The sequence below is a fragment of the Streptomyces prunicolor genome, from assembly GCF_045162825.1.
In the GTDB taxonomy this organism is placed as follows: Bacteria; Actinomycetota; Actinomycetes; order Streptomycetales; family Streptomycetaceae; genus Streptomyces; species Streptomyces prunicolor.
The window spans coordinates 3,789,358-3,811,917 of record NZ_CP108676.1 but is presented as its reverse complement, the minus strand read 5'-3'; the positions used below and the strand labels follow the sequence as shown (position 1 = coordinate 3,811,917).

Sequence of the window (22,560 nt, the reverse complement as noted above, 5' to 3'; positions counted from 1 at the left end):
TAGTGATCAGCAGGAGAATTGCGGGGAGTGGGGGGTGGGAGTGGCCGCAGTGCCACCTGTACTCCAACCTGGAGGTCTGCCGTCGCGCCCACTGGGTAGGGCTGCGGTGACCCGCCCGCACGCCCGACAGGACAAGAAGGAGGCCCCCGTGGCCGCAGCATCGGCATCGCTTCCGCGCCCGGCCCGCTCCAAACGCACCCCGGAGCCGCGCGCCGACCTCGCCCCCGATCTCGCCCCCGACCTGTTCTTCGTCGACTCCGAAGGCGCCTGGGCCGAGACCCCGCTGACCAGCGAACCGCCGCTGTCCGACGCCGAACCCCTCACCAGCGAGCCCCCGCTCGCCGACGCCACCCCGCTCACCAGCGAGTCCGCCACCATGGACGCGCCGCTCACCAGCGAGACCGTCGCGTTCGACGACCCGATGAGCGGTGCGATCGCCCCCTTCGCCGACCCGGACCCGACGAGGCCCTAGATGACCGCACCCCGGCCGGCGGACACCCTCGGCGAGGACCTGTCCCGGCTCGCCGAACTGCACGGCGTCGCCACCGCCTACAGCCCCTCCCCGGACCGCGCGGTCCCCGCCTCGGCCGTCGCGGTCGTCGCCGCGCTGGCCGCCCTCGGCGTCGACGCGAGCACCCCGCGGGCCACCGCCGCGGCGCTCGCCGCCCGCCAACAGGAGCTGGCCGAAAGGCTGTTGCCGCCCACCGTCGTGGGCCGGTACGGCGGTACACCCGCCGCACTCGACGCGCTGCCCGAAGGCACCGTGCTGCACATCGACACCGAGCAGGGCGAGTCGCGGGCGAGCGCCGGGCAACTCCCGGTCGGCGTCCACCACTTGACCGCCACCGCGCCGGACGGCCGCAGCGCCGAGGCCCAACTCGTCATCGCCCCGGACCGGTTGCCCACGCCCACCGGGCGGTCGTACGGGCTGATGGTGCAGGTCTACTCCCTCCTCTCCCAGCACTCCTGGGGCATGGGCGACCTCGGTGACCTGGGTGAACTCACCGCCTGGGCCGGGCGATCGCTCGGCGCCGGGTTCGTCCAGGTCAACCCCCTGCACGCGGCCGTGCCGGGCGCGCCCACCGACCCGTCGCCGTACCGGCCCTCCTCGCGCCGCTTCCCCGACCCGGTGTATCTGCGGGTCGAGGACATCCCCGAGTTCGGGTACGTCGAGGAGAGTGAGCGGGAGCAGCTGCGCGGACTCCTCTCACAGGCCGTGCGGCTGCGTGAATCCGTCCTGGAGAAGGACGCGTTGATCGACCGCGACGCCGTGTGGGAGCTGAAGCGGGAGGCGCTGGAAATCGTCCGCGAGGTCCCCCTCGGCCCCGGACGACGGGCCGCCTACGTCGACTTCCTCGCCCGCGAGGGCGAGGCGCTGGAGGACCACGCCACCTGGTACGCCCTCGCCGAGGTGCACGGCTCGAACTGGCGGGAGTGGCCGGCCGCCCTGCGCGACCCGCGCTCGCCCGAAACCGCCCGTGCCCGCGCCGAGTTGATGGACCGCGTCGACTTCCACTGCCGCCTCGCCTGGCTCACCGACGACCAACTCACCGCCGCCCAGAGGGCAGCACGGGACGCGGGCATGCCGATCGGTGTCGTGCACGACCTCGCCGTCGGGGTGCATCCCGACGGTGCCGACGCCTGGGCCCAACAGCGGTACTTCGCGGCCGGCATGTCGGTCGGCGCACCCCCGGACGCCTTCAACTCCCTCGGCCAGGACTGGGGTCTGCCCCCGTGGCGCCCCGACCGCCTGGCCGAGTCGGGCTACGCCCCGTACCGCCGCCTGCTCCGCGCGCTCTTCCGTTATGCCGGCGCCCTGCGCATCGACCACGTCATGGGCCTGTTCCGCCTCTGGTGGGTCCCGCAGGGGCACCCGCCCACGGAGGGCACCTACGTCCGCTACGACGCCGAGGCCATGCTCGCGATCCTCGCGCTGGAGGCATCCCGCGCCGGTTCGGTGGTGATCGGCGAGGACCTGGGGACCGTAGAACCGGGTGTGCGCGAGACGCTGCAGGAGCGCGGGGTGCTCGGCACGTCGGTGCTGTGGTTCGAGCGGGACTGGGAGGGCGACGGCCGGCCGCTCGCGCCGGAGAGCTGGCGGGCCGACTGCCTCGCCACCGCCACCACCCACGACCTGCCGCCCACCGCGGCCCGGCTCACCGGCGAACACGTCGAACTCCGCGACCGGCTCGGCCTGTTGACGCGGCCGGTGGAGGAGGAGCGGATCGAGTCCGCCACAGATGTGGGGGAGTGGCTGGCGCTGCTGTCCCGGCTCGGCCTCTACGAACACGCCGAGGGCGGCGGCCGGCCCGCGTCCGAGGAGGAGGCCGAGATCCACGCCGTCCACCGTTTCCTGCTCCGCACCCCGGCCCGGATGATCGGCGTCTGGCTCCCGGACACCGTCGGCGACCGGCGTCCGCAGAACCTGCCCGGCACGTGGGACCAGTACCCGAACTGGCGCCTGCCCATTGCCGATGCGGAGGGACGGCCGGTGACGCTGGAGGAACTGGCCGCTTCGCCGCGGCTGCACGCGCTGGTGGATGTGTTGCGGGTGGGGTTGGGGGAGGGCGCGCAAGACGCGCAAGACGCGGGGTCGGCTTCGGGGGCGGTGAAGAAGGGGGGCCGTGAAGAAGGGGGGCCGTGAGGTCTCTACGTCCCCTACGGCCCCCATACGGCACCCCGGGCGCGCGGCTCGTTCGGACGTTCGCTACTTTTGCGGTGTGGACAAGAAGAACGCCCTGCGCGCCGGCGCCCTGGCTGCCGGTACGACGCTGATGATGCTGCTCATGACGTCCCCCGCGCTCGCGCTCGCCCGCGACGACGGTGACAGCCCGGGCCACGGCCTGAGCGTCGCCGACACGCTGGGGCTCTATGTCCTGATCCCGCTCGGCCTGTTCGCGGTCATCGCGGGCCTGGTCATGGCGCTGGACAAGTCCAAGGACCGCGCGCCGAAGGCCAAGTCCGGGACGAAGTCCGGCACGGCCGTCGACGCCAAGGTCTGACCTCACGTTTTTTGGAGGGCGTCCGCTTCACCCACTGCGGTGAGGCGGGCGCCCTTGCCATGTCCTCCGGCATGTTGTCCGCCGGCATGTCCTCTCACGGGCTCGGTGCCGTCAGATAACGCTGCAGACCGGCACCCGCGTCCCGGACGTGACCCTCGCCGACGGCGGCCGCCTCTACGAGGCGCTGCGCGGCGGCCGGTTCGTGCTCGTCACCCCGAAGACCCACGCCACGACGGCCCACGAGGTGAAGGGCGACCGCCGCAACCGGCTGGCCGTGGAGCACTGGGCGAGCGACCGCCGTACGGCTCTGCTGGTGCGCCCCGACGGTTACGTGGCCTGGGCCGCGGACACCGCCGACCCGGCCGCGATCGAGGCGGCCCTCGCCGAGCACGTCGGCGGAAAGGGCCTGCCGCTGAAGCGGCTCGTCGCCTGAACGGACCCGCCGGGAGCGGCTATCGCTCCGTCGAGGTCAGCAACTTCCTGAGCAGGTCGGCCAGTTGGCCGGCCTGTTCGGCGTCGAGGCCGGAGAGGGCCGCCGTCTGCGTCGCGAGCCCGGAGCCGACCGCCTCGTCGATGAGCGCCAACCCCTTCTCCGTCAGGGTGACTTGTAGGCCCCGGCGGTCGTGCGGGTCGGGGGAGCGGCGGAGCAGGCCGGCCCGTTCCAGTTTGTCGAGGCGGCCGGTCATGCCGCCGGTGGTGAGCATCAGCGTCGCCGAGAGCTCGCGCGGCGAGAGGGTGTACGGCTCACCGGCCCGGCGCAGGGTCGCGAGGACGTCGAACTCGCCGCGCGAGATGCCGTACGGCACGTACGCCTTCTCCATGCGGTCGCCCATGGCCCGGGAGAGCCGGAAGATCCGCCCGAAGACCTCCATCGCGGCGGTGTCGAGGTCGGGCCGCACCGCCGCCCACTGCTCGACGATCGCGTCGACGGGGTCCTTGTCGTTCATGGGGTCGAGTATCCGCCGGTCAGCCGGTCGGTCGCAAGAAAGTGGATCACGAGTCAGTGGCTTGACGCTAAGTTGCTTAGCGGTAAGCTAATCACCGTCGACCTACTTCGACCTCCGCCGGCCCCTGCTGAAAGGCGCGTCTCCCATGGCCAGTCGCCCGGCCCTGACGGCCGCCCTCACCGCCCTCGCCCCCATCTCCTGGGGCACCACCTACGCCGTCACCACCCAGTTCCTCCCGCCCGACCGCCCGCTCTTCACGGGGCTGATGCGCGCCCTCCCCGCCGGTCTGGTGCTCCTCGCGCTCGCCCGGGTGCTGCCGCGCGGTGCCTGGTGGTGGAAGGCGACGGTGCTCGGCGCGCTGAACATCGGCGCCTTCTTCCCGCTGCTGTTCCTGTCCGCGTACCGGCTCCCCGGCGGCATGGCGGCGGTCGTCGGCTCGGTCGGGCCGCTGATCGTCGTGGGCCTCTCGGCAGGCCTGCTGGGACAGCGGCCGACGGCCCGGAGCGTGCTCACCGGCGCCGTCGCGGCCTTCGGCGTCAGTCTCGTCGTACTGAAGGCGGCCGGAGCCCTCGACCCGGTCGGCGTGCTCGCGGCCCTCGCGTCCACCGCCTCCATGTCCACCGGCACCGTACTGACCAAGCGGTGGGGCCGCCCCGACGGCGTCGGCCCGCTCGCCCTCACCGCCTGGCAGCTCACCGCGGGCGGCCTGCTGATAGCCCCCGTCGCCTTCCTGGTCGAGGGGGCGCCGCCCGCGCTCGACGGCCGGGCGATCGGCGGCTACCTGTACCTCGCGCTGGCGAACACGGCGATCGCGTACTGGCTCTGGTTCCGCGGCATCGGCCGGCTCACCGCGACCCAGGTCACCTTCCTCGGGCCGCTCTCCCCGCTGACCGCGGCCGTCGTCGGGTGGGCGGCGCTCGGGCAGGCGCTCACGCCGGTGCAGGTGGCCGGGATGGCGTTGGCGTTCGGGGCGACGGTGTTCGGGCAGATCGGTACGCGTACCCCTCGTGTTCTCGTTCGGGGGGTAGCGTCACGCGGGAACGGTGTGACGGAATGCCGTGACGCGGCACCCGTAACGCAATCCTCTTGACGCAACGCCGGAGGCGCTCGTGGCCGAAGAGTCCTGCCCCAGTTGTGGCAAGCCGCTCACCGCACGGGCCGGCCGTACCGGTCGGCGCTCCGTGTACTGCTCCGCCGCCTGCCGACAGAAGGCCTACCGGGAGCGGCAGGGCGGTGGTGGCGGGGTCGGAGTCGACGGGCTGATCAAGGAGATCGGGCGCCAGGTCGAGGAGTTGGTGCCGCAGCCGCCCTCCGTCTTCTACTCCGGAGTGACGGAACTGTCGTCGTCCGTCGCGCGGCTGCGGCGGGTGGCGCGGACGGCGCGGGACACCGCTCAGGAATCCGTCACTCACGTACCCGTTACGGAAGTCCCCGCCCGTGCGGAAGTCCCGCTCGACGAAGGGGACTTCGCCGCCCTCGTCGAGTCCCACCGCCGGGAGATCCAGGTCCACTGCTACCGCATGACCGGGTCCTACGACGATGCCGAGGACCTGGTCCAGGAGACCTTCCTGCGGGCCTGGCGGGCCCGGGACACCTTCGAGGGGCGGGCCGGTGCCCGTACCTGGCTGTACCGCATCGCCACCAACGCCTGCCTGGACTTCCAGCGCCGTACGGCCCGCCGCCCCAAGCGCTACGAACCGTTGCCCGGCATGAACCACGGCGGCGGGGAGGTACCCGCGCGCATCACGTGGCTACAGCCCTACCCCGACGACGAGTTGCCCTCCGCCGAGGAGCAGCCGGAGGCCGCCGCGGTCTCCCGCGAGACCCTCGAACTGGTCTTCCTGGCCGCCGTCCAGCATCTCCCGCCGCGCCAGCGCGCGGTGTTGGTGCTGCGGGACGTGCTCGGGCTGACCGCCGTCGAGACCGGCGAGGCCCTCGACATGACCGTGGCCTCGGTCAACAGCGCGCTGCAACGCGCCCGCCCCACCCTGCGCGACCGGCTGCCCGGCCGGCGTGCGGACTGGACGGCCGACGGGCCCACCGAGCACCAACGCACCCTGGTCAAGCGGTACATGGCCGCCGCCGAACGCCTCGACCTGTCCGAGGTCGCCGCGCTGCTCAGCGAGGACGTCACCCTCACCATGCCGCCGAACCCGTTCTGGTTCACCGGCCGCGACGCGCTCGTGGAGTTCCTTAGTGTGAGCCTCGACGCCAACTCGCCCATGTTCCTGGGCCATTGGCGCCACCTCCCCGCCCGCGCCAACGGGCAGCTCGCGGCCGGGGGTTACGTCCGCCGCCCCGGTACGACCGTCTACCGCGCCCAGGTTCTCGACGTGCTGCGCTTCGACGCCGACGACCGGATCGCCGAGATCACGTCCTTCGAACCGCACCTGTTCCCGGCCTTCGGACTCCCCCTGCGGTTGTGAACGACAGGCGGTGAGCGATGAGTGGTCGGTTCCTTGTGCGTCTGTACTGCCGACACGAACGACACGTACATCTCGACCCACAAGGAGTTCACCATGCTGCTCACCGACAAGACCGCGGTCATCTACGGCGCCGGCGGCTCGATCGGCGGTGCGGTCGCCCGTGCCTTCGCCGCCGAGGGGGCCCGCGTGCACCTCGTGGGACGCACTCGGGAGACGCTGGAGGCTGTGGCCAGTGACATCAAAGACGCCGAGGTCGCTGTCGTCGACGCCCTCGACGAGAGCGCCGTCACGGAACACCTCGCCCGTGTCGGGGACGTGGACGTGTCCTTCAACCTCGTCTCGCGCGGTGATGTGCAGGGCATGCCGATCACCGAGATGCCCGTCGACGACTTCCTGCGGCCCGTTCTCAACGGCACCCGCGCCAACTTCATCACCGCACGCGCCGCCGCCCGCCGCATGGCCGAGCGCGGCTCCGGTGTCGTCCTCACCCTCAACAGCGGTTCCGCGCACGGCAGTCCGATGATGGGCGGCACCGGTCCCGCCGACGCGGCGACCGACAGCCTGGTGCGCAACCTGGCGATGGAGCTGGGCCCGCGCGGGGTGCGTGCGGTCGGCCTGTGGGCCGCCGGCATCCCCGAGACGCTCACGATCGAGAAGCTGGGCAAGGTCAACCCCGACCTCAACGAGGCCGCGATCCAGGGGATTTTGGACCACCTCTCCAGCCTGCGCATGACCCGCCGCAACCCCACCCTCGCCGAGATCACCGCGACCGCCGTGTTCCTCGCCTCGGACCACGCGGCGAGCATCACGGGCACGTTCGTGAATGTCACGGGCGGGATGTTCCCGGGCTGAGGGACGACGAAGGGCGCCCGGCTTCACGCCGGGCGCCCTCATGGCCGTAGAAGAAGTGACTACGAAGCGGCCGCGTCCGCCGCTTGGGCCTTCAGCGCGCGCTCCACGCCCGAGCGGGACTCCGAGACCAGGCGGCGCAGGGCCGCGTTGGGCTCGGCGGTCGTCAGCCAGGTGTCCGTGCGGTCCAGGGTGTCCTGGGAGACCTGGATCGACGGGTAGAGGCCGACCGCGATCTGCTGGGCGATCTCGTGCGAACGGGTGTCCCAGGCCTCCTTGACGGTGGCGAAGTACTTCTCCGTGTACGGCGCCAGCAGTTCGCGCTGGTCGGTCTGGACGAAGCCCGAAATCACCGCTTCCTGAAGGGCGTTGGGGAGCTTGTCGGATTCGACGACCTGCGCCCAGGCCTCCGCCTTCGCCTCCTCGGTCGGGCGGGCGGCACGGGCGGTCGCCGCGTGGCGCTCACCGGCGGCCGTCTTGTCCCGCTCGTGCTCGGAGGCGATGTCCTCCTCGTCGAAGTGCCCGACCGCCACGAGCCGCTCGACGAACGCCCAGCGCAGTTCGGTGTCGACGGCCAGACCCTCGATCGTCGTACCGCCGTCCAGCAGGGAGTCCAGCAGGTCCACCTGCTCCGGGGTGCGCGCGGTCGCCGCGAACGCCCGCGCCCAGGCCAGCTGGTGGTCGCTGCCCGCCTCGGCGGAACGCAGGTGCGCCAGCGTGGCGTCGGTCCAGCGGGTGAGCAGGGCGTCGCGGGTGGCCGGGTCGGCGTACAGCTCGATCGCCAGCTTCACCTGCCGCTGGAGCGACTGCACGACACCGATGTCCGACTCCTTGCCGATGCCCGACAGGACGAGGGAGAGGTAGTCGCGGGTGGCGAGTTCGGCGTCGCGGGTCATGTCCCAGGCCGAGGCCCAGCACAGGGCGCGGGGGAGCGAGGACTCGAAGTCGCCGAGGTGCTCGGTGACGAACGCGAGGGACTGCTCGTCGAGGCGGACCTTCGCGTACGACAGGTCGTCGTCGTTGAGCAGCACCACGTCCGGACGACGCTTGCCCACCAGCTGCGGTACGGCGGTGAGTTCGCCGTCCACGTCCAGCTCCACGCGCTCGTCGCGCACCAACTTGCCGGTGTCCTCGTCGAGTTCGTACAGGCCGACGGCGATGCGGTGCGGGCGCAGCGTGGGCTCGCCCTTGGCGCCCTCGGGGAGCGCCGGGGCCTCCTGCCGGATCGCGAAGGCGGTGATGACGCCGTCCGCGTCCGTCTCGATCTCCGGACGCAGGATGTTGATGCCGGCCGTCTCCAGCCACAGCTTCGACCAGGTCTTCAGATCACGCCCGGAGGTCTCCTCCAGCGCGCCGAGCAGGTCGGACAGGCGGGTGTTGCCGTACGCGTGCCGCTTGAAGTACGCCTGCACGCCCGCGAAGAACTCGTCCATGCCGACGTACGCGACGAGCTGCTTGAGCACGCTCGCGCCCTTGGCGTACGTGATGCCGTCGAAGTTGACCAGCACGTCGTCGAGGTCGTTGATCTCGGCCATGATCGGGTGGGTGGAGGGCAGTTGGTCCTGCCGGTAGGCCCAGGTCTTCATGGAGTTGGCGAAGGTCGTCCAGGAGTGCGGCCAGCGCGACTGGGGGGCGTACGCCTGGCAGGCGGCCTCCGCGTAGGTGGCGAACGACTCGTTCAGCCACAGGTCGTTCCACCACTCCATGGTGACCAGGTCGCCGAACCACATGTGGGCCAGCTCGTGCAGGATCGTGGCTGCCCGCACCTCGTACGCGGCGTCGGTCACCTTGGACCGGAACACGTACTGGTCGCGGATGGTGACGGCACCGGCGTTCTCCATCGCGCCCGCGTTGAACTCCGGGACGAACAACTGGTCGTACTTCTTGAAGGGGTACTGGTAGGCGAACTTCTCCTGGAACCAGTCGAATCCCTGCCGCGTGACCTCGAAGATGGCGTCCGAGTCGAGGAATTCGGCGAGCGAGGGCCGGCAGTAGATGCCCAGCGGCACGCTCTGCCCGTCCTTCTCGTACACGCTGTGCACGGAGTGGTACGGCCCGACGATGAGCGCGGTGATGTACGTCGAGATGCGCGGCGTCGGCTCGAACACCCAGGTGTCGTCCCGGGGTTCGGGCGTCGGGGAGTTGGAGATGACGGTCCAGCCGGAGGGCGCCTTCACGGTGAACTGGAAGGTGGCCTTGAGGTCGGGCTGCTCGAAGCTGGCGAACACGCGGCGCGCGTCCGGCACCTCGAACTGGGTGTAGAGGTACGCCTGTTGGTCGACGGGGTCGATGAACCGGTGCAGCCCCTCACCGGTGTTGGTGTAAGCGCAGTCGGCGACGACCCGCAGGACGTTCGGCCCTTCCAGCAGCCCGGCCAGGGCGATCCGCGAGTCCTTGAAGACCTCCTCGGGGTCGAGCGGGTCGCCGTTCAGCGTCACCTCGTGGACGGCCGGGGCGATCAGGTCGATGAAGGACTCGGTGCCGCCCTCCGTCACGTCGAAGCGCACCGTCGTCGCGGACCTGTAGGTCCCGCCCTCCTGCGCGCCGGAGAGGTCGAGATCGATCTCGTACGAGTCAACGGTGAGCAGCGTTGCCCGCTGCCGCGCCTCTTCGCGAGTCAGGTTTGTGCCAGGCACGCGGTCATCTCCTCGTTATGTGTGGGTTGCGCCATCCTTCCACGGGACCTGACCCGAACGCGATGTCCGTATCCCGCCGGTCAGCGGGGCGGACGAGCGCGAGCCTGGAGTCATGACGACGTACACGGCACGACCCATCGACCCCACGGTCCTGAAGGAGCTGCGCTCTGCTGACGATGCGGGACGCCGAATGGTTCCCGCACTCGATGAGGAAGGCGGCGCTCCGCTCCGTTGCTGCCTGCGCCGCAGCGAGCAGGGTGAGCGGATCGCCCTGATCTCCTACGCCCCGCTGCGGCGCTGGGCTGCGGAAACGGGCGCCGAGCCCGGGGCGTACGACGAGCAGGGGCCGGTGTTCATCCACGCGGAGGAGTGCGGGGGGCCTGCGGCCGGCTCCGGGTACCCCTTCGCGAACGCCCACCGGGTGCTGCGCCGCTACTCGGCCGAGGGGCACATCCTCGGCGGCGAGCTGGTCGACCCCCTCGACGACGAGGCCATCCGCAGGGCCTTCTCCGACCCGTCGGTGGTCCTCGTCCACATCAGGGCGGTGGAGTACGGGTGCTTCTTCTTCGAGGTGCGCAGGGCGTAGCGCCTTGGGGGCTGCCGCCCCCAGACCCCCGCTTCGGCCTGAACGGCCTCGTCCTCAAACGCCGGACGGGCTGAAAGATCAGACCCCGGCCGGGGTCGACTTCAGCCCCTTGGGGAGTTTGAGGAGCGGGGGTCCGGGGGCTGGCCCCCGGAACGGGGTCGAAGGGGTGGAGCCCCTTGAGGATGGGACGGGTAGGGGCGGCGGGGGCGAATGAACTCCCGGCGTCAGCCCTTGAGCTCCGCCGCCACCAGCTCCGCGATCTGCACCGCGTTCAGCGCAGCGCCCTTGCGGAGGTTGTCGTTGGAGATGAACAGGGCCAGCCCGTGCTCGACCGTCTCGTCCGCGCGGATGCGGCCGACGTAGGACGGGTCCTGGCCGGCCGCCTGGAGGGGGGTCGGGATGTCGGAGAGGGCCACACCGGGGGCGCCGCCGAGCAGCTCCGTCGCGCGCTCGACCGGGATCGGGCGGGCGAAACGGGCGTTGACCTGGAGGGAGTGGCCGGAGAAGACCGGGACGCGGACGCAGGTGCCGGAGACCTTCAGGTCGGGGATCTCCAGGATCTTGCGGGACTCGTTGCGGAGCTTCTGCTCCTCGTCGGTCTCGTTCAGGCCGTCGTCGACGATCGAACCCGCGAGGGGGAGCACGTTGAAGGCGATGGGGCGCTTGTAGACCTGCGGCTCGGGGAAGTCGACCGCGCCGCCGTCGTGCGTGAGCTTGTCCGCGTCGGCGACGACCTTCAGCGCCTGCCCGTGCAGCTCGGCCACACCGGCCACCCCGGAACCGGACACCGCCTGGTACGTGGCGACGATCAGCGCCTCAAGCCCCGCCTCCGCGTGCAACGGCTTCAGGACCGGCATCGCGGCCATCGTCGTGCAGTTCGGGTTGGCGATGATGCCCTTGGGGCGGTCGATGATCGCGTGCGGGTTCACTTCCGAGACGACCAGCGGGACCTGCGGGTCCTTGCGCCAGGCGGAGGAGTTGTCGATGACGACAGCGCCCTGCGAGGCGACCTTCTCGGCCAGCGCCTTCGAGGTCGCGCCGCCCGCTGAGAAGATGACGATGTCGAGGCCGGAGTAGTCGGCACTCGACGCGTCCTCCACCGTCACGCCGTCCAGGACCGTCCCCGCCGAACGGGCCGAGGCGAACAGGCGCAGCTCGTCGACCGGGAAGTCCCGCTCGACAAGGATCCTGCGCACGACCGTGCCGACCTGACCGGTGGCTCCGACGATTCCGACCCTCACAACGACTCCCTCATGTGTCCGTACGCATCCGTGCGTGTCTGCGGCTTTTCCATCATCCTGCCGATCCTGGTGCGCCTGTCCAATTCTTTGCCGCGCATGCCCGAGGAATGGGACGCCGCCCGGCCGGTGTGACGTACGCCTCCGAACGTTTCCGGGCCCCGCCGAACGTTTCCGGGCGCTCCGGCGTCGTAGAGGAAACGCGGTGAGGGGGTGGCTTGTGCTGCGCAGAAAGGCCCGCCGGGTCCAGGAGGGCGACGATCCTCTGGACGCGGCCCAGGAACGGCGGGTGCGGGCGGTGCTCGCGCTCGGCGGGGTACCGCAGGCGGATCTGCCGGACGGCGTCCAGCAGGTACGGCTGCGGTTGCTGGAGCGGGCGGCGAAGGGCGACGAGGCGCCGCGCGACGTCTCGGCGTGGGCGGCGGTCGTCGCCTCGAACCTCGCCATGGACTGGCACCGGGCCAAGCGCCGTCAGGAGCGGGTGGGGGAGCGGCTGGCCTCCCTGCGCCAGCTGGAGCATCCCTCCGGCGAGGACACGAGCGTCCTGTCCCTCGCGGTGGCACAGGGCCTGGACGAACTGCCGGACCAGCACCGCCAGGTCCTCGTCCTGCGGTTCTTCGCCGACCTGCCCGTGCGCGGGATCGCCGAGGAACTCGGCATCCCGGAAGGCACGGTCAAGAGCCGGCTGCACTCCGCGGTCCGCGCCCTGCGCGACCGCCTGCACGAGGACGAGGTGGTGTGACGTGACCGCGGAGCGGAATCAATACGACGGCGTGGACGCGCTGTTGGCCGCGATCACGGACGAGCCGCTGCCGGAAGCGGCGCTCGCGGACGCCGCCTTCATGGCCGAGCACCGGGCCGCCACAGCCGATGTGGCGCTGTTGCGGGAGCAGTTGGGGATCATCGGGCTCGCGCTCTCCGAACCGGAACCGGAGCCGGAATCGCAACCCGAGCCCGCGCCGAAGCCGGTGAGCTCGCTCCGCCCGGCCCCACGGCGCCACCGCGGCCTGCGCGCCCTCGCCTTCGGCACGCTCGCGACGGCGGTCGTCGCCGCGATGATCACCGGGCTCGCCTGGCTGGTCGCGCACAACGGGGGTGTGACCGCCGACTCCAGCAGCAGCGCGGACCAGGAGGCGAAGTCCAGCGTCGGTTCGGCGCCGGCGAACGGCTCCGCGACCCCGGGCGCGCTGTCCGACCCGGAGCTGTACGTGGCCTGCTCCCGCCTCCTTGTGGAGGGGACGGTGACCGAGGTGCAGCCGAGTTCCGACCCCCGCAAACGCATCACGCTCGCCGTCACCCGCTCCTACCGGCCCGCCCACGGCCCGGCCGACGTCACGGTCGTGCTGGCCGCGGGGGCGCAGCCGGCGCCGCGCCAGGGGCAGCACGTGCTGGTCGGGGTCCCGAAGGGCTCGGACACGGCGACCCTCTGGGCCGTCGGCGACGACGCGGTCGCCACGGACAGTGCGGCGATCGTCGAGGCGCTGGCCGGACCCGGCACCACCACCTGCCCGACCGGCTGACAGCGAGAAGGGCGGGCGCCCGTACGGACGCCCGCCCCTTCACGTCGTATGGATGGCTACGACGTGACCTTCTCGATCTTCACGCTGCCCAGGCCCGCGACCGTGCCGCGCGCGTTGACCAGCTGGACCTGGCCGAAGAACTCGCGTCCCTCAGGAGCCGGGGCCAGGGCGGTGACACTGCCCGAGACGGTCGCCGAGGCGCCCGTGGCGAGCTTCACCGGCGTCGAGTCGCCGACGGTGACCGTGCCGAGCGCCGGGGAGAAGAACACGTCCCGGTAGTCGTACGCGGTCGAGCCGGACGGCACCGAGTAGCCCGCGACCTCGACCGTGTAGGTGCCGGCGGCCGGGTTGGCGATCGAGACCGCCTCCTCCGAGTCGCCGTCCGCCGACTGGCCGACGGCCGTCCCGGCGGAGTTGTACACGGTCAGGTCCAGGTCCGCCGCCGTGTCCGAGACGTTGCCGATGGCGACGTCCAGGGAGGTGGCGCCCGCGGGCACCTCGACCGTGGTGGTCTGGGTGACGCCCTCGGTGATGGTCGGCCGCGTGGTCAGCGAGGAGCCGAGCGGGCCGCCCTTCAACGTGCCGTCCAGCGCCGCGTAGTTGTTCGTCACCTTCCAGGAGGCGGTGGCCGGGACGCCGACCTTCGCCTCGGGCACGGTCACGGTCTCCGGGTCGAAGGCCGCGCCGAGGACGGTGGCGTCCAGCTTGTACGGGTTGTCGAGCAGCGGCGAGGTGCGGCGCGCCTCGACCTCGATCTCCCAGACGCCGGCCTGCGGGTCGGCGTACGACCGCACGTCGGGCTTGCAGCCGTTGCCGTTCAGGTAGTTGTTGTAGCAGTACGGGGTGCCGGTGTCCTCGACCGGAACGCCGTACGGGTGGATCGAGATGAACCGCGTCTGGCTCTTGTCCTTCAGCCCGCTGATCGCGACCTCGAAGGCCTTGGCGCCCTCGGGGACGGTCACGAAGTACGACTGCGTGCTGTTGCGCTGCACCGAACTCGCAGTGGAGTAGGTGTAGTTGACGGGCGAGGAGACCACGACCGTCGTCAGGACCTGCTTGTCGACGCCCTCGGTCTTCGGGTCGTCGACCTCAAGGATCGCGCTCTTGATGCCCGAACTCCTGGGCGCCGCCCGCACCTTGACCGTCACCGGCTGGTTCAGCGGGAGCTTGACCTCGTCCGAGCCGACGACCTTGAAGGTGTCACCGGCGTTGTTCTCGAAGTGCAGCTCGTGCCGAACGGCCTTGTCCGCACCGGTGGTTCGCGTGATGGTGATGTCGTACGTCTTCTTCGCGCCGGCCTTGAGGCCGCCCTCGCGGTCGTAGAGACCGGTGCCGAAGCCGGGCGTCTTGAGCGCGTAGTCGATCGCGGTGTCGACGGGAGCCTTCACCGTGTACTCGTGGGCGCTCGCGCCGTCCTTGATGGACTTCCACGCGTCCACGATGTTGATGAGGCCCGCGCCCTCCTCGTACGCCTGAACACCCTTGATGTGATCGGCGGTTGAGGTCAGCGCCGTGCGCAGGGTCGCCGGGGTGAGGGCGATGTTCTTCTGCTTCGCGGCGCTCAGCAGCAGCGCCGAGGCGCCCGCCGCCTGCGGGGAGGCCATCGAGGTGCCCTGGAGCATCGAGTAGCCGGCCGGCAGCGTGTAACCCGCCTCGGGGACCGGGGAACCCGGCAGCCAGGTCTGGGTGGTGTTGATCGCGGCGCCGGGCGCGACGAGCGTCGGCGTGAAGCCGCCGTCCTCACGCGGACCGCGCGAGGAGAACGGCAGCAGCTGGTACGAAGTCGCCACCTGGGAGCCGTAGTTGGCGGCCCAGGTCTGCTTCGAGATCGAGGCGCCGACGGAGATCACCTTGTCGGCCAGGCCGGGGTCGCCGATCGTGTTGGCGCCCGGACCGGAGTTGCCGGCCGAGATCACCAGCTGCACGCCGTAGGTGTCGATGAGGCGCGTGTACAGCGCGGCGCGCGCGTTGTTGCCGTCGTTCAGCGCGGGCAGGCCGCCGATCGACATGTTGACGATGTCGACACCGCGGTTGACGACGAGGTCGATCATGCCCTCGGTGAGCGCCACGTTGGTGCAGCCACCGGTCCAGGTGCAGGCGCGCGAGGAGACGAGCTTCGCGCCCGGCGCCTCACCGTTCATCTTGCCGCCGAACAGGCCGTTGGCCGCGGTGATACCGGCGACGTGCGTGCCGTGCTCGGACTCGATGACACCGATGTTGACGTAGTCCGCCTTCGCGCCGGACGCGTTGTAGACGACGTCCTTGCGGATCTCGACGACGAACGGGACGCGCTCGACGACGTCGGTCGCCGGGTTGTCCGTCCCGAAGTAGCCGATCTGGAAGCTGTCCTTGTACGGCTTCATCGGAGTGTCGTCGGTGAAGTCGAGGTTGTCGTTCAGGTCGACGCGAACGGTGCCGGCGGCCGGGTCGTACAGCACGCCCCAGGCGTCGGTGGTGTCACCGTCCCGGTTCAGGTCGCCCTTCTCGTCACCGCCGGCGGTCGCGGACTCGTACATGTAGCTGAACTTGTAGTCGCCCGCGGGGGCCTTGAACGCCTCGGTGCCCTGGGTGGTCGTGGTGATGGAGAAGGACGGGCCGGAGACCGCCTTGGTCATCTGCCGCCAGGTGCCGTCGCCGTCGTTGACCGGGTCGGTCGAGGTGACCCAGTCGACGATCTTCCGCTCACCGGTGGTGGTCTTCTGCAGCGCCGGGTGGCCGAGGTCGACGCCGGAGTCGAGGATGCCGATGGTGATGCCGCGGCCGTCCGCCTTCGGGTTCTTCTTCACGAAGTCGACGGCGCCCGTCTCGAAGGACGGGTTGTACGGGTTCTCGGCGGGGGTGCTCTTGCTCGGCGCGGGGTAAGTGGTCGTCGCCGTGGCCTTGTTGGCGCTCTTGGCGCCCGTCGCGGTGTCCGCGCTCGGCGTCGGATCGTCGAGGGCGATCTCCTGCCGCAGGTCGATGGCCTGCACCGAGGACAGCTTCGCGGCGGCGGCGATCGCCGAGTCCGCCTTGCCGGTCGGGACGGTGGCACGGACGTAGCCGAGCTTGTCGTAGGTGCGGCCCACGGCGCCGCCCTTGACCGCGTCCAGCTGCTGGGCGACCTGCTCGGTCGCGCCCGGCGCGGTGGCGATCATCATCGTGATGTTCTTGTCGCCGTCGGCCTTGGCCGTGGCGAGCAGATCGGCGTCGTCCGAACCGAGCTTGGCGGCGGCGGACTTGACCGTGCCGTCCGCGGGTGTGGTCGCGGACGGTGCGTCGGCGGAGAAGGCCATGGGTATGGGCCCGGCCGCGGAGAGCGCGGCGACGAGACCGGCGGCCACGGATATTCGGGCCACGCGTCTCTGGTGGGAGAGGGTCATCGGCATCCCTTGTAGGTGAAGAATCCAGTGCCGGACGAGGGCACAGCTTTACCCAAGGGACGGTTGTTTGGGAAGTGTTGACCGAAACGCTATGAACGTATGGGGAAAACCCCCTATTCGTTCCGCTGGTTCGAACGTGCGTAGTGGCGGGACGCCTTCGCGCGGTTGCCGCAGGCCGCCATCGAGCACCAGCGGCGGGTGCCGTTCCGCGAGGTGTCGAAGAACCGCAGGACGCACGCCTCGTGGGCGCAGCGGCGGATGCGGTCCGGGGCAGTGGAGAGCAGCTCCAGATAACTGCGGGCGGCGAGCCAGCCGGGGCCCCACCGGGGGTCGCCGAACTCGGCGATCTCGCCGGGGCCTTCGGCGGTGAGCGTGGCCCGGATCCGGCCCTTGTCGAGGACGAGGTCGAGGTCCTTCGTGCGGGAGCCGTCCACCGCCGCGTGCAGCGCGTCGCGCGCGATCGTGGTGTGCAGCAGGGTGACCGGGTTCGCCTCGAACCGCTTGTCGAGCCCGGCCGAGCCGAGCCAGACGGCGAGCCCGCCGGGACTGGAGAGCAGGTCCTGCGTCGTCCCGTCCCGCATCCACCGCGTGTTGAGCAGGTCGAGCGCGAGCGGCTCGCCGATGAGCGGCCGGGGGTCCGGGTTGGTGGTCATGGAGAAGCTCCCTTCTGATCTAACCGGTCAAGAGTACGTGAACGGTTGACCCGATCGATTCTAACCACTAACGTCATCGACAACGGTTACATCGGAGGAAGGCTCTTCATGACCCTGCGCACCGGCCACGTCGGCCTGAACGTCACCGACCTCGACCGCTCCCTCGCCTTCTACCGAGACGTCCTGGGCTTCGCGGTCCTGACCGAGGGCAAGGAGGACGACCGCCGGTACGCGTTCCTGGGCGACGGCGACGACAGCCACCCCGTCCTCACCCTCTGGCAGCAGGCGCAGGGGCCGTACGACCGCGACAGCGCCGGCCTGCACCACCTCGCGTTCGCGGCCGACTCGATCGAGCGCGTCCGTCAGTACGAGGAGGCGCTCAAGGCCTACGGCGCCGAGTTCGCGTACGAGGGCGTGGTCGCCCACCGGGAAGGCGCGGCCTCCGGCGGCATCTTCTTCCACGACCCGGACGGCACCCGCCTGGAGATCTCGGTGCCGACCGGCGCGGAGGACGCCCCGACCCCGAACGCGGACGCCCCGACCTGCGGCTTCTTCTAGTCATGGGGGCCATGGAGACCTATCACGCGGGCTCCCGCACCGTGCAGGACCGGGTGGGGGTGCGCGAACTGGCCGACCACGTCGGCCAGATCATCGGACAGGGCATCAAACCCGTGGCCGCCGCCTTCCTCGAACTCCAGCCCCTCCTGATCCTGGGCGCGGCAGACCCGGCAACGGGCCGGGTATGGGCCTCCCCGCTCACCGGCACCCCCGGCTTCGTACGCGCGACGGGCCCGCACCAGATCTCGATCACCGGCACCACCCGCCCCACCGACCCCCTCACCCCGGCCCTCGCCGACGCGCAGGACCTCCCGGTCGGCACGATCGCCCTCGACCCCCGCACCCGCCGCCGTATGCGCGTGGACGGCCAACTCCGGCGCACGGAAAGGGGATTGGCGATCGAGGCGGAGCGGGTGTTCGCCAACTGCCCCAAGTACATCCAGCGGAGAGAGTCCTACGAGACGCTCGCCGACCGCGAACCCGCACAGCCCCGGCGCAGCACCGAACTAACGTCCCCCCAGGCCGAGTTCATCGCGGCGGCCGACACTTTCTTCCTCGCCACCGTCCACGAACACGGCGCCGACGCCAGCCACCGGGGCGGCAACCCGGGCTTCGTACAAGCGACTTCACCCCACGAGCTGACCTGGCCGGACTACACGGGCAACGCCATGTTCCTGAGCCTCGGCAACCTGCTCGCCGACCCCCGCGCAGGACTCCTCTTCCTCGACTGGACCACAGGCACCACCCTCCAACTGACCGGCGAGGCAAGGCCGGAGTTCGGTGGGGAGGGGGAGCGCAGGGTGCGTTTCGCCGTCACCGAGGTAGTCGAGACACCAGCCGCGATCCCACTCCGTTGGTCGAGCCCCGAATACTCCCCTGCCAATCCAACCCCGGCGCGTTAATGCCCTAAGGGGCGCGGGGAACTGCGCGACCAGCCACAACGGCGCCGCAGCCAAACAACGACACATTGCGGCACTTCCCCCGGAGCACTTAGCGTCGCCGGATGCGCAAAAAGCTGAGAGTCGCCGCCTACGCCGTCTGCGTCCAGGACGGCCAACTCCTCCTGGCCCGTTCACCGGCCGCGGGCGGAGGGCACGAGTGGGTACTCCCCGGCGGCGGCATGGACCACGGCGAGCACCCGAACGACACGGTGGTCCGGGAACTGGAGGAGGAGACCGGCTACCACGTCGAGGTCACCGGTTTCCTCGGCATGGACTCGATCCACCACGTCATTCCGTGGCGCCACCGCCGCAAGGTGGACCAGCACGGCCTCCGGATCGTCTACGAGGCCACGATCGTCGGCGGCGAGCTGCGCGACGAGATCGGCGGGTCCACCGACATGGCGGCCTGGCATCCGCTGGACGACGTACCCGGCCTGACCCGGGTCGGGCTGATCGACGTGGCGCTGCGACTGTGGCGCGAGCGGCCGGCGGTCGGACGGGTCGAGCACTCCCCGAAATAGCTCCGGAATAGCTTCAGTACCCCGGCAGATGAACACGGAGTAGCCGCTTCCAGGCGGCTCGACGAGCGTTCACGAACGCACAGGGGGCGCCAAGATCCACGTACGGTGATCGGCGCTACGCGTTGCCGTCTCGTTTACGCGCAGGTCATCCCCGATGCCAAGCATCCAGTACGAGCGGGAAGTTCGCGACCGCGATCGAAAACCGATCGCCGCGCACCCCCGCGACCACTGCCGACGCAGTTCGTACTCGGGGAGATCGCGCCATGTCGCGCACACGCTCTGTCGCCAGCTCCGCGCTGGGGGTCAACCGCCGTACCGTCCTCGCCGCCACCGCGGCCGTGTCCGTCTCCGCAGGCGTCGGGTACGCCCTACGGCCCACCGACAGCCAGGCCGCCACGGGCGAGACCACCAACGCCACCAACGCCGCCGCCCAGGCACCCGTGGCGGAGTCCCGCAAGGCACCGGCCGCACCCCTGGCCCCGTACACCAAGGGCACCACCCTCGCCACGGTCGCCGCCCCGCGCACCCACTCCGGCTACCGCCGCCTCGGCGACGGCGCCGGCTGGAAGCGCGTCGTGCGCGCCGACCTCGCCGCCGCCAAGTCCGGGCGCGCGGGCCGCCGTACGGCACTCGCGTCGTTCGTGCAGTTCACCGACCTGCACCTGATGGACACCCAGCACCCGCTGCGCCTGGAGTACCTGCGCTCCACCGACAAGCACGCCTGGCGCCCGCACGAGGCGCTGACCGTGCAGGGCGGGATCTCGCTGGTCGAGCGGGTCAACGCGCTGCGTGGCGCCCCGGTGACCGGCTCCCCGCTGCACTTCGTGATGACCACCGGCGACAACACGGACAACAACGCCAAGTCCGAGCTGGAATGGTTCATGAAGATCATGAGCGGCGGACGCTTCACCCCCAACACCGGTGACCCGCGCCACTACGAGGGCGTCATGAACAGCGGCCTCAAGCTGTACTGGCAGCCCGACTCCACGCTGCGCGACGGCGACAAGCAGGTCGGCTTCCCGCACCTCAAGGGCTTCCTGGCCGCCGCGATCCGCGAGGTCCGCAGCCCCGGCCTCAACCTGCCCTGGTACTCGACGGTCGGCAACCACGACGCGCTCCCGCTCGGCTGCTTCGGCTCGCACGCGGACCCGTACCTCACCGAACTCGCCATCGGCGGCAAGAAGTTGATGACCGCGACCGCGGCCGAGGCGAAGAAGCTGCAGAACTCGATCCGGGACGCCAAGGACCCCAAGGGCACCGGCTACCGCGACTTCCTCAAGGCCCACGCCCGCTCCGCGCGCTCGATCACGCCGGACGAGAACCGCGCCCCCTACACCTCCGCCGAGTACCTCAAGGCCCACCTCGACCCGGCCTACCAGGGCCTCGGCCCGGTCGGCCACGGCTACTCCTCCGCGAACGTCGACGCGGGCACGCAGTACTACGCGTTCCGTATCGCCGACGACGTGATCGGCATCAGCCTGGACACCACGGACGCGGGCGGCCACTACGAAGGGTCCATCGGGGCAACGCAGTTGAGGTGGCTGGACAAGACACTCCGCGACAACAAGGACTCGTACGCGGTGATCTTCAGCCACCACACCAGCAAGACGATGGACAACACCCGCCCCGACCCCGCGCACCCCACCGAGCGCCGCTACGAAGGCAACGCGGTCGTCGCCCTCCTCGGCAGCCACCCGAACGTGCTGGCCTGGGTCAACGGCCACATCCACCGCAACGTCATCACCCCGCACGCGGCGCCCGACGGCCGCAGCTTCTGGGAGATCTCCACCGCCTCGCACGTCGACTATCCCCAACTCGCCCGCGTCATCGAACTGGTGGACAACAAGGACGGCACGCTCTCCCTCTTCACCACGCTCATCGAGTCCGCCGCCCCGCACCGCACCGACTTCTCCGACCTCACCCAGACCGGCCTCGGCGCCCTGTACCGCGAACTGTCGTACAACGCACCGGGTTCCAGCACGGTGCTGGGCGGCGACGCGAAGGACCGCAACACGGAGCTGCTCCTCAAGAAGGGCTGACTCTGACAAAGGTCTTTCAGAACGGCCGAAACTCACTCAACTGCCGTACACCAGGGCAACCCTCGCACCGGACGGTTGTGTCCATCCCCTCGACCGAGCTGAACCGGGCTCAACAGAGGGGGAAGACATGGCAGTTCACGCGGTAGTGATGGGCGCGACGGCGGTGGCGCTGTCAGTGGCGCTGGCGGGTCCCGCGACGGCGGCGCCCGCCGGAGGGGACCACACGGCGACCCGGCAGGCGATCGAGGCGGCTGTGGCGGACGGCGTACCCGGCGTCACGGCGACGGCGAAGGACGGCGGCGGTACGTGGTCGACGACAGCCGGTGTGGGCAACCTCCGCACCGGCAAGCCGCGTTCGGCCGACGACCGCTACCGGGTGGGCAGCATCACCAAGACGTTCGTGTCGACGGTGATCCTCCAACTGGAGGCGGAGGGACGCCTGTCGCTGGACGACAAGGTGGCGAAATGGCTGCCGGGCGTGGTCGAGGGCAACGGCCACGACGGCACGAAAGTCACCCTGCGCGAGCTCCTGAACCACACGAGCGGCATCTTCAACTACACGGCGGACGACGACTTCGGCACCGCGTACTTCACCAAGGACGGCTTCTTCCAACATCGTTACGACACGAAGAGCGCGGCCGACCTGGTGGCGATCGCGATGACCCACAAGCCGGACTTCGCGCCCGGCACGTCGTGGAACTACTCCAACACGAACTACGTACTCGCCGGCATGGTGATCCAGAAGGTCACGGGCCACTCGTACGAGACGGAGATCCGCCACCGCATCATCAACCCCCTTCACCTGAAGGCGACTTCACTCCCAGGCACAAGGGTCACGGTCCCGCGACCGAGCAGCCACGCCTACAGCAAGCTGGCACAAACACCGACGGGCCCGACGTACGACGTCACGCGACTGAACCCGACCATCGCCTCCTCGGCGGGCTCACTGATCTCCGACTCCTCCGACCTGGACCGCTTCTACGGGGCGCTGCTGCGGGGCGAGTTGCTGCCGCCGAAGCAGCTGAAGGAGATGAAGACGACGGTGGCGACGGGTGAGGGCGGCGACGCCACGCGCTACGGCCTGGGCCTCGCCGACATCACCCTGCCCTGCGGTGTCCACGTCTGGGGCCACGACGGCGGCATCCACGGTTCGTCGTCGGTGGCGGTGACGACGGCGGACGGGCGCCATTCCCTGGCGTTCAACTTCAACGGGGACTGGTCGGGGGATGCGGGGGCGGTGGTGGTGGGGGAGTTCTGCGGGACGTGAGGCGAGGTTCGCAAGGGG

At 70.6% G+C, this 22,560-nt stretch carries 19 protein-coding genes and 1 pseudogene; 15 read left to right on the top strand and 5 right to left on the bottom strand.

Annotation, left to right across the window (positions count from 1 at the left end):
- Positions 1-148 precede the first annotated feature (148 nt).
- The 4 genes and pseudogenes from OG588_RS17110 to OG588_RS17095 all read left to right on the top strand — a co-directional run.
- Positions 149-472: a hypothetical protein gene (locus OG588_RS17110; protein WP_405948048.1), complete on the top strand. Its 324-nt coding sequence runs from the start codon at positions 149-151 to the stop codon at positions 470-472.
- Positions 473-2,644 (top strand): 4-alpha-glucanotransferase, encoded by a 2,172-nt coding sequence (malQ, locus tag OG588_RS17105; protein WP_405948047.1) that lies wholly within the window; start codon positions 473-475, stop codon positions 2,642-2,644.
- Between the two features lie 76 nt (positions 2,645-2,720).
- Positions 2,721-3,002 (top strand): hypothetical protein, encoded by a 282-nt coding sequence (locus OG588_RS17100; RefSeq protein WP_019063162.1) that lies wholly within the window; start codon positions 2,721-2,723, stop codon positions 3,000-3,002.
- Positions 3,003-3,129: 127 nt separating this feature from the next.
- A pseudogene (locus tag OG588_RS17095) lies at positions 3,130-3,435 on the top strand (FAD-dependent oxidoreductase); the annotation flags it as partial.
- A gap of 19 nt (positions 3,436-3,454) precedes the next feature.
- Here the strand turns inward: OG588_RS17095 and OG588_RS17090 are convergent.
- The gene (locus tag OG588_RS17090; RefSeq protein WP_019063165.1) at positions 3,455-3,949 is read right to left on the bottom strand and encodes a MarR family winged helix-turn-helix transcriptional regulator; all 495 of its coding nucleotides are present in this window, start codon (positions 3,947-3,949) and stop codon (positions 3,455-3,457) included.
- A 145-nt stretch (positions 3,950-4,094) separates the two neighbouring features.
- Here OG588_RS17090 and OG588_RS17085 point away from each other — a divergent pair, with 145 nt between their 5' ends.
- The 3 genes from OG588_RS17085 (at position 4,095) to OG588_RS17075 (ending at position 7,227) form a co-directional block, all read left to right on the top strand.
- Positions 4,095-5,039 carry an EamA family transporter gene (locus tag OG588_RS17085; RefSeq protein WP_405948046.1) on the top strand — a complete coding sequence of 315 codons (945 nt, stop codon included), beginning with the start codon at positions 4,095-4,097 and terminating at the stop codon, positions 5,037-5,039.
- A gap of 19 nt (positions 5,040-5,058) precedes the next feature.
- Positions 5,059-6,375: a sigma-70 family RNA polymerase sigma factor gene (locus tag OG588_RS17080; RefSeq protein ID WP_405948045.1), complete on the top strand. Its 1,317-nt coding sequence runs from the start codon at positions 5,059-5,061 to the stop codon at positions 6,373-6,375.
- A 93-nt stretch (positions 6,376-6,468) separates the two neighbouring features.
- Positions 6,469-7,227, top strand: a complete 759-nt coding sequence (locus tag OG588_RS17075) for an SDR family NAD(P)-dependent oxidoreductase (protein ID WP_405948044.1) — start codon at positions 6,469-6,471, stop codon at positions 7,225-7,227.
- 59 nt (positions 7,228-7,286) lie between these two features.
- Here OG588_RS17075 and pepN read toward each other — a convergent pair whose 3' ends face one another.
- The gene (pepN, locus tag OG588_RS17070; protein WP_405948043.1) at positions 7,287-9,860 is read right to left on the bottom strand and encodes an aminopeptidase N; all 2,574 of its coding nucleotides are present in this window, start codon (positions 9,858-9,860) and stop codon (positions 7,287-7,289) included.
- A gap of 112 nt (positions 9,861-9,972) precedes the next feature.
- Between pepN and OG588_RS17065 the strand changes: the two genes are divergently transcribed.
- Positions 9,973-10,446 carry a DUF1203 domain-containing protein gene (locus OG588_RS17065; protein WP_405948042.1) on the top strand — a complete coding sequence of 158 codons (474 nt, stop codon included), beginning with the start codon at positions 9,973-9,975 and terminating at the stop codon, positions 10,444-10,446.
- A 224-nt stretch (positions 10,447-10,670) separates the two neighbouring features.
- Here OG588_RS17065 and OG588_RS17060 read toward each other — a convergent pair whose 3' ends face one another.
- Complete coding sequence (locus tag OG588_RS17060) at positions 10,671-11,687, bottom strand: aspartate-semialdehyde dehydrogenase (RefSeq protein WP_405948041.1); 1,017 nt, start codon at positions 11,685-11,687, stop codon at positions 10,671-10,673.
- A gap of 217 nt (positions 11,688-11,904) precedes the next feature.
- Here OG588_RS17060 and OG588_RS17055 point away from each other — a divergent pair, with 217 nt between their 5' ends.
- Together OG588_RS17055 and OG588_RS17050 are read left to right on the top strand one after the other, a co-directional pair.
- Positions 11,905-12,426 carry a sigma-70 family RNA polymerase sigma factor gene (locus OG588_RS17055; RefSeq protein ID WP_405948040.1) on the top strand — a complete coding sequence of 174 codons (522 nt, stop codon included), beginning with the start codon at positions 11,905-11,907 and terminating at the stop codon, positions 12,424-12,426.
- A 1-nt stretch (position 12,427) separates the two neighbouring features.
- The gene (locus tag OG588_RS17050) at positions 12,428-13,204 is read left to right on the top strand and encodes a hypothetical protein (RefSeq protein WP_405948039.1); all 777 of its coding nucleotides are present in this window, start codon (positions 12,428-12,430) and stop codon (positions 13,202-13,204) included.
- A 56-nt stretch (positions 13,205-13,260) separates the two neighbouring features.
- On the opposite strand, the gene OG588_RS17045 is transcribed toward OG588_RS17050, so the two are convergent.
- Positions 13,261-16,563, bottom strand: coding sequence for a S8 family serine peptidase (locus tag OG588_RS17045; RefSeq protein WP_405948038.1), 3,303 nt, complete (start codon positions 16,561-16,563; stop codon positions 13,261-13,263).
- A gap of 113 nt (positions 16,564-16,676) precedes the next feature.
- Positions 16,677-17,216 carry a CGNR zinc finger domain-containing protein gene (locus tag OG588_RS17040; RefSeq protein WP_405948037.1) on the bottom strand — a complete coding sequence of 180 codons (540 nt, stop codon included), beginning with the start codon at positions 17,214-17,216 and terminating at the stop codon, positions 16,677-16,679.
- A gap of 108 nt (positions 17,217-17,324) precedes the next feature.
- Here OG588_RS17040 and OG588_RS17035 point away from each other — a divergent pair, with 108 nt between their 5' ends.
- The 5 genes from OG588_RS17035 (at position 17,325) to OG588_RS17015 (ending at position 22,542) form a co-directional block, all read left to right on the top strand.
- On the top strand, positions 17,325-17,774 hold the full coding sequence (locus OG588_RS17035; protein ID WP_405948036.1) for a VOC family protein: 450 nt from the start codon (positions 17,325-17,327) through the stop codon (positions 17,772-17,774).
- A gap of 11 nt (positions 17,775-17,785) precedes the next feature.
- Entirely contained in the window at positions 17,786-18,676 is an 891-nt protein-coding gene (locus OG588_RS17030) for a pyridoxamine 5'-phosphate oxidase family protein (RefSeq protein WP_405948035.1), read from the top strand.
- Positions 18,677-18,777: 101 nt separating this feature from the next.
- A complete protein-coding gene (locus OG588_RS17025) occupies positions 18,778-19,236 on the top strand; it encodes an NUDIX hydrolase (protein ID WP_405948034.1) in 459 nt (152 codons plus the stop codon).
- 263 nt (positions 19,237-19,499) lie between these two features.
- Positions 19,500-21,275, top strand: a complete 1,776-nt coding sequence (locus OG588_RS17020; protein ID WP_405948033.1) for a TIGR03767 family metallophosphoesterase — start codon at positions 19,500-19,502, stop codon at positions 21,273-21,275.
- Positions 21,276-21,423: 148 nt separating this feature from the next.
- A complete protein-coding gene (locus OG588_RS17015) occupies positions 21,424-22,542 on the top strand; it encodes a serine hydrolase domain-containing protein (protein WP_405953144.1) in 1,119 nt (372 codons plus the stop codon).
- The last annotated feature ends 18 nt before the right edge of the window (positions 22,543-22,560 follow it).